The 8,643-nt window shown below is 40.6% G+C and carries 18 protein-coding genes; 3 read left to right on the top strand and 15 right to left on the bottom strand.

Annotated features, from left to right (window positions below):
• The coding region (locus G6Q06_RS08025; RefSeq protein WP_205436009.1) for a phage virion morphogenesis protein at positions 1-332 on the top strand (332 nt) is incomplete at its 5' end.
• A 70-nt stretch (positions 333-402) separates the two neighbouring features.
• Here G6Q06_RS08025 and G6Q06_RS08020 read toward each other — a convergent pair.
• The 14 genes from G6Q06_RS08020 to G6Q06_RS07955 are packed head-to-tail and all read right to left on the bottom strand — an operon-like array spanning position 403 to position 7,344.
• Complete coding sequence (locus G6Q06_RS08020) at positions 403-942, bottom strand: DUF1804 domain-containing protein (RefSeq protein ID WP_163534178.1); 540 nt, start codon at positions 940-942, stop codon at positions 403-405.
• Positions 932-1,180: a hypothetical protein gene (locus G6Q06_RS08015; RefSeq protein ID WP_163535409.1), complete on the bottom strand. Its 249-nt coding sequence runs from the start codon at positions 1,178-1,180 to the stop codon at positions 932-934. Before G6Q06_RS08015 ends, G6Q06_RS08020 begins: the two co-directional genes overlap by 11 nt.
• A gap of 14 nt (positions 1,181-1,194) precedes the next feature.
• Complete coding sequence (locus G6Q06_RS08010; RefSeq protein WP_163534176.1) at positions 1,195-1,542, bottom strand: hypothetical protein; 348 nt, start codon at positions 1,540-1,542, stop codon at positions 1,195-1,197.
• Entirely contained in the window at positions 1,543-2,673 is a 1,131-nt protein-coding gene (locus G6Q06_RS08005) for a hypothetical protein (protein WP_163566270.1), read from the bottom strand.
• Complete coding sequence (locus G6Q06_RS08000; protein WP_163566269.1) at positions 2,660-3,436, bottom strand: DNA-methyltransferase; 777 nt, start codon at positions 3,434-3,436, stop codon at positions 2,660-2,662. The genes G6Q06_RS08005 and G6Q06_RS08000 overlap by 14 nt, the downstream gene beginning before the upstream one ends.
• Positions 3,429-4,292, bottom strand: coding sequence for a hypothetical protein (locus G6Q06_RS07995; protein WP_163566268.1), 864 nt, complete (start codon positions 4,290-4,292; stop codon positions 3,429-3,431). Before G6Q06_RS07995 ends, G6Q06_RS08000 begins: the two co-directional genes overlap by 8 nt.
• Positions 4,276-4,494 (bottom strand): hypothetical protein, encoded by a 219-nt coding sequence (locus G6Q06_RS07990; protein WP_163566267.1) that lies wholly within the window; start codon positions 4,492-4,494, stop codon positions 4,276-4,278. The genes G6Q06_RS07995 and G6Q06_RS07990 overlap by 17 nt, the downstream gene beginning before the upstream one ends.
• Positions 4,494-4,832: a hypothetical protein gene (locus G6Q06_RS07985; protein ID WP_163566266.1), complete on the bottom strand. Its 339-nt coding sequence runs from the start codon at positions 4,830-4,832 to the stop codon at positions 4,494-4,496. Before G6Q06_RS07985 ends, G6Q06_RS07990 begins: the two co-directional genes overlap by 1 nt.
• Positions 4,829-5,197, bottom strand: coding sequence for a holin (locus G6Q06_RS07980; RefSeq protein ID WP_163566265.1), 369 nt, complete (start codon positions 5,195-5,197; stop codon positions 4,829-4,831). The genes G6Q06_RS07985 and G6Q06_RS07980 overlap by 4 nt, the downstream gene beginning before the upstream one ends.
• Positions 5,190-5,417, bottom strand: coding sequence for a hypothetical protein (locus G6Q06_RS07975; protein WP_163566264.1), 228 nt, complete (start codon positions 5,415-5,417; stop codon positions 5,190-5,192). Before G6Q06_RS07975 ends, G6Q06_RS07980 begins: the two co-directional genes overlap by 8 nt.
• Complete coding sequence (locus tag G6Q06_RS07970; protein WP_163566263.1) at positions 5,410-5,844, bottom strand: N-acetylmuramoyl-L-alanine amidase; 435 nt, start codon at positions 5,842-5,844, stop codon at positions 5,410-5,412. Before G6Q06_RS07970 ends, G6Q06_RS07975 begins: the two co-directional genes overlap by 8 nt.
• 4 nt (positions 5,845-5,848) lie before the next feature.
• On the bottom strand, positions 5,849-6,196 hold the full coding sequence (locus G6Q06_RS07965) for a hypothetical protein (RefSeq protein WP_163566262.1): 348 nt from the start codon (positions 6,194-6,196) through the stop codon (positions 5,849-5,851).
• Positions 6,193-6,504 (bottom strand): hypothetical protein, encoded by a 312-nt coding sequence (locus tag G6Q06_RS07960; protein WP_163566261.1) that lies wholly within the window; start codon positions 6,502-6,504, stop codon positions 6,193-6,195. The genes G6Q06_RS07965 and G6Q06_RS07960 overlap by 4 nt, the downstream gene beginning before the upstream one ends.
• 36 nt (positions 6,505-6,540) lie before the next feature.
• Positions 6,541-7,344: a phage protease gene (locus G6Q06_RS07955; protein WP_163566260.1), complete on the bottom strand. Its 804-nt coding sequence runs from the start codon at positions 7,342-7,344 to the stop codon at positions 6,541-6,543.
• Between the two features lie 56 nt (positions 7,345-7,400).
• Between G6Q06_RS07955 and G6Q06_RS07950 the strand changes: the two genes are divergently transcribed.
• The gene (locus tag G6Q06_RS07950) at positions 7,401-7,853 is read left to right on the top strand and encodes a hypothetical protein (protein ID WP_163566259.1); all 453 of its coding nucleotides are present in this window, start codon (positions 7,401-7,403) and stop codon (positions 7,851-7,853) included.
• Positions 7,854-7,855: 2 nt separating this feature from the next.
• Positions 7,856-7,987, top strand: a complete 132-nt coding sequence (locus G6Q06_RS07945; RefSeq protein WP_163566258.1) for a bacteriocin — start codon at positions 7,856-7,858, stop codon at positions 7,985-7,987.
• 346 nt (positions 7,988-8,333) lie between these two features.
• On the opposite strand, the gene G6Q06_RS08450 is transcribed toward G6Q06_RS07945, so the two are convergent.
• A partial coding sequence (locus G6Q06_RS08450) for a hypothetical protein (protein WP_205436008.1) occupies positions 8,334-8,643 on the bottom strand: 310 nt, incomplete at its 5' end.

Raw genomic sequence — 8,643 nt, 5'->3', positions numbered from 1 at the left:
TAACGGGGCAAAATTGGCCGCCACTTAAGCCAGCTACTATTAAGCGCAAAAAGCCCCGCATGCGTACCCAAATCTTGCAAAATACGCGCGTTATGCGAAGAGGCGTGAATCTCCAAATCTTAGGCAATACAATAGAGGTTAGCAACTCTGAAAGATACGCCCCCTTTCACCAACTAGGTACTAGAAAAATGCCACAAAGGCGCTTCATGCCTTTTAAAGATAATGGAGAGGCTAGCAACTCTTTGATCTCTAAAATAGATACTTATTTAGCCCCCGATAATAGAGGTGGGCAAGAAGTGATAAGCCAAGTTATTAGAATGATATTTAATTAATAGCGTTTAGCACCCGTTTAGCACCCGTTTAGCGGCTCATTGTTAAGGGGGGGTAGTATGTTGGTATTCTTTAGTCTATCTCGTGGCTTACAGGGCGTTTAAAAACGCTTTTAATAATTAGATCAGCTGACTCACTTAAAAAGCTCACAACGGCTTTATTTTGTTGCTTTAGCGCTAAATCTGCGATAATCTTAATCACGCGCATTGTATTGGCGTGTAATTGTTCTTTATTTCTAAGTTCATCCGTGTTTTTAGGCTGCTTGAGTGTGTAATAAAGTCTAGTGTATTTGGCTAGCTGTTCTAAACTAAGATCGGGGTTTTGTGTTAGTTGCGTTTCAAAGCCTTCAATCAGCCTAGCCACAAAATAGGCTTCACTCATGGCGCTTTCTTGTGTGTTGCGTTTATTATACATTAATAGCGCGTCCCAATCATCGCCACTTTCTAGGGCTTGATCGCGCGATTTGATAATATCTTTTTTCTTAATGCCTAAAGTTGTGCAAATGTAATTCAAATCTTTGCCCTGCAAATATAGCGATCGAATGTTTTCATGTTGAATCAAAAAATCGCGGAAGTCTAGTGGGTTATTGCGGCGGCGTTTTCTACTTCTCATTAATCACACTTTCAAACACACTGCCTAAGCTTTTGAGAAATTCTAAAAGAAAAAGGCTATCAAAATAATAGCGCTTAGAAAATTCTTTGATCACTAAAAAATCTAACTTAACAGAAACAAAACCACTAAAACCATCTACCACAATAGAGTGGGCTAAAGAAAAGGCGCGCAAAATTTCTAACACTTCCACATCATCACTTAGAGTGGGGGCTAAAATTTGCACGCCTCTAGCTTGCATGGCTTGCTCTTTGATCAAGGTTTCAAGGAGGCTTTTTTTTGAGTTAGCGCGCTGCTAAATTGTTCATTAACAAAATTTAGAAATTCTGCCGTTTTGCCATTTTGCTTAAGCACTTCTAAAAAGGCTTGTTCTTTGCCTTCATCTGTGTGGCTAGTACAAATCAAATTTTCGCTAATTGTTTGGTACTGGAATTCAATCAGCGCGTCATAATTATCTGTGCTTTTTTCAGTGCGCGCACTCAAATCTAACAAACGGCGGTTTTGAAAATCACTTAGCGCGAAGTATTTAAAGTCTACTTTAAGCCCGTCTAAATCTGTGCTAAATTCTAAAAAGTTGCGATCTGTTTTGAAAACTTGATTCATTTACTTCACCTCTATTTTTGCAAAATTGATTTTGATAGCCTCAAGTTTGATAAATTCATAAAAACCTTGAAGGGCTGTTTTAATTTCAGTCGTAATAATGACGCCGCCCATTGGAGTGGTGATACTATCTGGCAAGTTTTCAAGCGGCATGAGATTTTTTCTTAGATAATCAAGCGTGAAACTTGCCACAGCATAGCGCACATAAACACCTAATAGCATTTGCGGATTAAGCGCGCCGCTTAAACGCCCCGTTAGACTATAACACGCTGGGCGCATATTGCGGCGCAAAGCAATAGCTTGATCAATACTCAAAGGCTCTTGTAGTGTAATTTCTAGCGATCTAAACATAGAAACAAACGCATAAGAGAGCGTGATCAAGTCCTCTTTAAAATCCGCATAAAAGCTATTGAATTCATCTTGCAATTGCCTAACCATTCTTTGCGCTTCCATTGTTAACCCGGGGTTATCTGAAGGGGCTAGCGCGGCTACTAATCGGTAGTTTGTGGCTTGGGTGATCAAAAAATACAAGGCGTTTTTAATAGCATCATTGGCTTGAATGCTTTCCGTGTAAAGACCTCCTAGCCCAATTGCAAACGCAAAAAATAAACTACCAATACCGCCATCATCACCTAAAATATATCTAGCCTCAAGCTTTCTAAAAGGCGCGTTTTTGAGTGCTTCATACACAACAGCTAAAGCGCTAATGCTATCTAAAGCATTCAAATAGTCTTTTAGTTGATCTGTAGGCGCGTCATTTCTAAAGGCCACCCCTTCAAAACTTGGGTAGTCCTCAAAAGATAAACCTAGCGGGGCTAAATCGTTATTAGTGATGTTATTTGTTGTGATTAACCGGTTAATCAGATTTGAGCGCTCTTGTTTTTCTTGATCGCTTAAGCCACCGGTGTTATCCACTTCAGGCGCGGCGCTCTGCACTTGAGTGGGCGTACTATCTGCTTGAGTGGGCGTACTAGTGTTAGGCGCGTCAGGGGCGGGGGTTCTAGTGCTCTGCACTTTGCTAACTTCAGGCGCGGGCGCGCTCTGTGGATTAACAAACTTAAGAAGCCGCCCGCGCATAGTATTAAGCCCACTAATGCGATCCTCTAGTTTTTGGAGAGCTTTAGCAATAGACATGGTTTGTTTCCTTTTCTTTATCTTCTTTTTCTTTGTTTTCTTTAAGTAGCGCGGCTTCTAAATTCATGCTAGCTAAGGCGGCGTATTCTTTAGAGAGCTCCACCCCGATAAAATCTAACCCAAGTTCAGCACACGCCACCCCCGTTGATCCACTCCCACAAAAACAATCTAACACTATCGGAAGCTCTTCCCCTTCTTTTTTTAAATCTGCAATCGGCGCTAATAAATGTTTTAGCACTTCTAAGGGCTTTTGTGTGGGGTGTTGCTTTTTGCTAGAGTGTAGGTATTTTTCAACATAGCCATAATAATAATTAGCTTCTTCTCTGCTAGTGAGTGGCAAAGCGCTTTTTGTGCCCCAAAGGATAAATTCACATTGTTGCTTAAAAGCATTAGCAAACGGGCGCGCGTTATTGCCTTTATTCCACACAACAATACCCCGCCATGCCAAATCTGCTAGTTGGATTAAATCACTTAGCGCGGGGAGTTGTCGCCAATCAATAAAGCTAAAAAAGTAGGCTGAAGGTTTTAAAATCCGTTTGGCTTGCCTTAAAATTTCAGTTAGCCGCAATGCCCATATTCTTTGATTTGCGTTATCACCCTCAAAATTCTGATACAAACCATACCTATTGTACATTCTATGCCCGCCACTACAATAAGGCGGATCGATAAGCAAACAATCTATAGAATTATCCGGGAGTGTTGGCAAAAACTCTAGCGCGTCAGCACAAAAAACGCGGTTTTTAAATTCTGCTAAATTAGGCATGTGTGATCTTTATATCAGGGTTAGCCGCTTGTGTGGCTTGCCGCGCGGCGTTAACTTCCTCAGCACTAATCTTGCCTTCTTTAATGGCTTGGTTTTCTAATTCCTCTACCATTCTTTCTAAATCATTATCATCAGCTGGGATCGCGCTAGTTTGTGGCGTTTGTGGCGCTGGAGTTTGTGGCGCTGGAGTTACCGGAGTTTGCGCCGCTGTTGTCGGAGAATCAGGTGCTGTTACTACATTGCCCGCCGCTGTGTAGATTTGGCGCGAATTAGAGGAGGCGGCGGGCGCTTGGGTTAAGGGTTTGTTCAAATCCACATAATAATAATCAAAAACGCCTTTTGCTGTGCTGGCACAAACTCCGGTCAGTGCAATATTAGCAAATTCATCGCTTAATAAGTTTAACTCGCCATCAAGTGATAAATTAACTTCATAGAAAACCGCTCGTATTTGTTTGCCCATTATAGGTTTACCTACAAATTCAAGCTTACATGGAAGGCTTTCGCTTCTGCTGGAGGCGCTTAAAACTTGAATTTTAGTATCCCACTGCGCATATCCGCCATAAGGCAACAATTCGCCTTTTTTGTAGGTGTGATTTTGCACTTCTGAATCTAGTACAAGACTTAACGCTTCAGGGGCAAAGTTATTGCCCTTAATTTTTAGTGTATAACTTTCCTCTGTTACCACTTCGGCTAATTTTTGTTTAGCCCCGTTTGCGCGTGTCCAAGCGGTAGTCTTTTGGCTATCGCGGCTTAAACTAAGTTCTAAACAGCCAATGTCAATGCTTTCGCCTTTTCCATTTAGCGGATAAATAAACAAACTACCGCCACCAAAATACAAATTATCTTTTTGTCCCATTTGATTCCTTTGTACAAAAATTTAAATCTTCTTCTAAAAGCTCGGTATAGATCAAAAGCTCGGCAATATCACCCGCTAAAGTGGGGGCGTTTAAGGCGGGGCGCATGCGCTTTGGGATTTTACAGGCGGTGGGAATATACACCGGCTTATAAACCCGCATACACCCGCTAAACATAAACGCGCTAACTATTAATGCCCACATTAATTCTTAGCCTTAAAAACCTCAAGGGCTTTTTTGATCTTGTCTAACTCGGCGCGCTCTGTTGTGCATTCTTTATGGCGGATCAAATTAATATCATCTTTAATTGCTATGTAGCGCCGCTTGATTGCCTCTTTGTTTTTTTCTAGACTTTCAACATAGGCTTCAGTAGCAATATTTTGGGCTAAAATGCTTTTGTTTTGTTCATTCAAGGCTAGTGCGCAAGTTTCACGCTCCACTAAAATGCGCTTAAGATACCACCAAGCAAAGCCCACACCGGCTAATAAGATCAAAAGCGCTAAAGCTATGCCAATGCTTTTAGTATCAATGCTAAACATCACTTTTTAGCCTCATCTTTTTTATCAGGCGGGGGCAAGTCTAATTTTTTGCTTAAAAGTTTTAGCGCATAATCGCCCATAACTTCCGCCCCGATATAGCCAATACCTCCGGATATGGCGGTGATTAAACCGGTAGGTAGTGAAGTGTAAAACTGCAAAGCCTCAAAGGCTATCCAAGTGGTGAGCATACTTGATCCAATGCCCCAAAGAATGTAGCGGATTTTGTCTAGGCGGTCTTTAAAATCCTCATTTGAGATTGTGCGCATAACAAATAACGCGCCCACACAAAAGCCTACTAAACACATAAAGATATATTGCACATAATCTTTTAAAGAAATGCCTAAAAAGATCACATCTTGATTAGTCATGGCTAATGGAGGACTCCACCATTTTGTCTATTTTGTGTTCTACTTTATCAAGCTGGCTATCAATTGACTCAAGCCGCTTAATTTGAGTTTCAGCGCGATCTAACATGCTATAACTTTCGCTAACCACAAAAACAAGCGCCACTAGATTAAAAAGCGCCGCAAACAAAATAAAAAGCTCGATTCTTTGGATTTTTTCTAAATCAAAATTAATTTTAAACATCTGTAATCTCCCATTCTAGTGCCTCCTCTATCACATCAAAACAAGGGCAATCTTTCTTAGACTCAAAATCACGATGCCCATAGAGTTTAGCTGCTAGATTTTCTTTTAGAAGTTTTAGACATAAGCTTTTTATCGCTTCTTTTTGCTCGGGTGTGCGTGTATCTTTGGGTTTGTGATCTTTGTCTAAACCGCCAATGTAGCAAATGCCTAACGAATCGCTATTATGGCCTTTGCAATGCGCGCCCACAAACTTAACGGAGCGCCCTCCCTCAATAGTGCCATCTAATTTGATCACATAATGATAACCGATACACTCCCAGCCTCTTTCTTTGTGCCACTTATCAATATCTTTGGCGCTGTAGTCTTTGCCCTCCGGTGTGGCGCTACAATGAACAATGATTTTTTTAATGGTTTTGAGTTCTTGCACTTGTTTAACTCCTTGCTAGTTGGATTTGAAAATACAGGGCAAATACGCTTAAAAAGTCTTCAAAGCTAAAGCCTTGCAAACGCCTAAAATCAAGTTTGCCCTCTAAATAGGCATAACGCTTGTTAAAGCATTCAATCAGCGGGTCAATGTGTTTTGCAATAGCTCTTATATCGCGCTCCATTAAGGCGCAATACAAAACCCCATTAACCGCCACATACTGGGTGTTAACTTTTTCTAGGCCAGCAAGTTGGATAAATAGCCCGGGCTCTTTAATCGCTTCAGGCTTAAGGATAAATAGCGCGCTAGGGAAAATCTGAATCAAAATATCTATACTTCTTTCTAAGAAATTCATAACAAAAAACCCCGCCCGCGTACTTGTGAGCTTTTAGCCTTAAGTGGCTCGATCTTTAGACTAGATTGAATAGCCTTAATAGCGTTTTGATAAATTAAGGCATCTTCATCACTAAAAGGAATTTTTAGAAGGCGTTTTAAGCGCGCTAAAGCAAAATCATAGAGCGCATAAGCTGGCGCGTTATGATCATGGCTAAATTCTAGCGCTTCAGAATACGCCCACTCCAAAAGCTCTTGAGTGATCAATTCTTGGTTAATCAAAAGCGCTTTAGCTTTGTTTTCTAAAATTTCTATCTTGAAATTTTGCATGCCCCATTTTGACATGCTCGCGCGCTTATTTTTGCGCTAAATGAAAGCCGCTAGTTGTTTGTTAATTTCTTGTTGTAGTGGATCGGGGGTTTCTTTTTGGTCTAGTTTGATCTTTTTAGTGTTATAAAGGCTATTGGCTTCAAGCTGGTATAACTCAACAAAGCGCGGGAACACATTAGCCCCGCACATTTTCTTTAAAAATGGCACGCGTTTTGGCAATACGGAGTTATTTTCCTCAAGCGTTTTTAATACACTTTGGTGGGCTTCAATTAGCGTTGTATCTTCCTCCTCATCTTCTTCTGCCTTCTCAGCCGTTTCTTTAGCCTCTTTAAGTTCCTTAATCGCGCTTAAAACCTCGTTTAATTGCGTTTCAATGCCACTTAAACGGGTGTTGAATTTTTCAATCTCAAGTTTTAAGCTAAAATCTTGATCGGTGTTTTCTGTATTTTCTGTTTCTTCGGGTAGTTCGTTCATGTATGCTCCTTGTAGTGAATTTAACGCTTGTTTTAGAATATTTGGTTTGTTAACCAAACCTAGCCCGGTGATAGTGATCACATTATTATCATCATCAACTAAATAAGTGGGGCTGAGATAACGATAGGCGCGATCTTTAAGGGCGGCTTGTCCGGCCTTGTTAAAATCAGCCAGCCCTAAAATTTGATCATTCTCAAGCACTAAACTAGAATTTTTGATCCAACCAATCGCGGGGCCTGTGTGGTCTAATTCAATCGGTAAATCTATTTTATTAGCCTTTAGGGTCTCATAAACTTTTGATTCAATTTTGAAAGTTCGCCCGTCAATGCCACTAATTTGTCCGATAGGTGAGATCACAACTTGCATAACCAAAGAATAAGATGTTTTAAGCTCACTTTTTGCGCATTTTGCTAAGATTAGACATGACGCAAAAACAAAAGAAGTATCGCCTAAGTCTCTTAAAACAAATTCACATGCACCCGGAGTATAAGCGCTTGCATTCTAATGGTAAATGGGTTGAATGGTTGCAAGAAATGTGGCAAACAACTAGTTCTAAGTATTTGCGCATTGATCAGCTAATAGATACGCTAGCGTTTTTAAATGGCGCTAATCCTTGCTTTATCGTGCCTAGCACGCCAACAACTCCCACACCTAACCAAATTAAGCGTATTCGCTTCTACTGCAAAGAGCTAGATTGGAATTTGAAAAAGTTAGAGGAATTTTGTAATCATGTTTGCAAAAAGCCCTCGCGCTACCTCAGCAAGGAAGATACAACTAATCTTATTATTGGTTTGGGCAAAATATACAAAGCGGTTTTTAAAAATAAAAAAATACCCATTAACGATCCAAACTATATCCCAAGTTATTTGCATTGAGAGTGGCGCTAGAATTTGAAACTTTCAAAACTCTAAGCCTTGAGGAATTGCGCGCCATTTATGGCGGTCAGCGTTTGCGCTTGATCTACCAAGCTAGGCCAAATAAGCGGGCGCGCAAAAGCCAAACAAACTAACTTGATCAAATTAAGTACAAAAGGTCATCTAGGTTTAAGCCATTGGCGCTACATCTCAGTCTTAATAAATCACTGCCACTAAAATACTTAAAAGTACACGCGGGTGGCTTGATTGATCAGTAAATGTTTATTGAATAGCGCGGCTCATTCAATGGTTTTTAAACGCCAGTAAAGCCTATTCAACGGCATTTAAGGGTTATTCAACGCTAAATGTTGAATATTCAACGCTTTTTGTTGAATTATTCAACACCTAGTAAATGGGCATTCAAAAGGCTAGGTATCCTTATACCGTATGAGTTTTTAGCGCGGGTGAGTAGATTGAGTGGCTAAGCAAGCAAACGCGGCACTACCAACAAAGGCGCGTACCGCTCTGTATGGCTTTTAGAATATCTCTTTTTTTTAAGTATGGGGACAACAAAACGCTTTGTACTTTCCGATCCCCCCTAATTATCCGATCGCACCACTTCATGAAATTATTAAAGCTATATTGGAAGTCAGGGCGTTTTTCTTTTTCAAGTTCCATATAGTAGTCATAATAGGCTTTGTAGCCCTTGCGCGGGGCGCTGCTGCCAATGGCTAGAATAGCTTCACGCACTAGATCAGGGTTAATCTTGCGATTAGATCGGGGTTTGTCGCTATTTTTTCTTTTAAGGCCA

It is taken from the genome of Helicobacter suis, from assembly GCF_902196135.1.
Taxonomy (GTDB): Bacteria; Campylobacterota; Campylobacteria; order Campylobacterales; family Helicobacteraceae; genus Helicobacter; species Helicobacter suis_A.
Note: the sequence above shows the minus strand (reverse complement) of the source record. Positions and strands in the feature narration are given on the sequence as shown.

Excerpts from the sequence above, each read along its gene's own strand:
- G6Q06_RS08020 (WP_163534178.1), bottom strand. The coding sequence starts at position 942 with ATGAGAAGTAGAAAACGCCGCCGCAATAACCCACTAGACTTCCGCGAT.
- G6Q06_RS08015 (WP_163535409.1), bottom strand. The coding sequence starts at position 1,180 with ATGCAAGCTAGAGGCGTGCAAATTTTAGCCCCCACTCTAAGTGATGAT.
- G6Q06_RS08010 (WP_163534176.1), bottom strand. The coding sequence starts at position 1,542 with ATGAATCAAGTTTTCAAAACAGATCGCAACTTTTTAGAATTTAGCACA.
- G6Q06_RS08005 (WP_163566270.1), bottom strand. The coding sequence starts at position 2,673 with ATGTCTATTGCTAAAGCTCTCCAAAAACTAGAGGATCGCATTAGTGGG.
- G6Q06_RS08000 (WP_163566269.1), bottom strand. The coding sequence starts at position 3,436 with ATGCCTAATTTAGCAGAATTTAAAAACCGCGTTTTTTGTGCTGACGCG.
- G6Q06_RS07995 (WP_163566268.1), bottom strand. The coding sequence starts at position 4,292 with ATGGGACAAAAAGATAATTTGTATTTTGGTGGCGGTAGTTTGTTTATT.
- G6Q06_RS07990 (WP_163566267.1), bottom strand. The coding sequence starts at position 4,494 with ATGTGGGCATTAATAGTTAGCGCGTTTATGTTTAGCGGGTGTATGCGG.
- G6Q06_RS07980 (WP_163566265.1), bottom strand. The coding sequence starts at position 5,197 with ATGACTAATCAAGATGTGATCTTTTTAGGCATTTCTTTAAAAGATTAT.
- G6Q06_RS07975 (WP_163566264.1), bottom strand. The coding sequence starts at position 5,417 with ATGTTTAAAATTAATTTTGATTTAGAAAAAATCCAAAGAATCGAGCTT.
- G6Q06_RS07965 (WP_163566262.1), bottom strand. The coding sequence starts at position 6,196 with ATGAATTTCTTAGAAAGAAGTATAGATATTTTGATTCAGATTTTCCCT.
- G6Q06_RS07960 (WP_163566261.1), bottom strand. The coding sequence starts at position 6,504 with ATGCAAAATTTCAAGATAGAAATTTTAGAAAACAAAGCTAAAGCGCTT.
- G6Q06_RS07955 (WP_163566260.1), bottom strand. The coding sequence starts at position 7,344 with ATGCAAGTTGTGATCTCACCTATCGGACAAATTAGTGGCATTGACGGG.
- G6Q06_RS07950 (WP_163566259.1), top strand. The coding sequence starts at position 7,401 with ATGACGCAAAAACAAAAGAAGTATCGCCTAAGTCTCTTAAAACAAATT.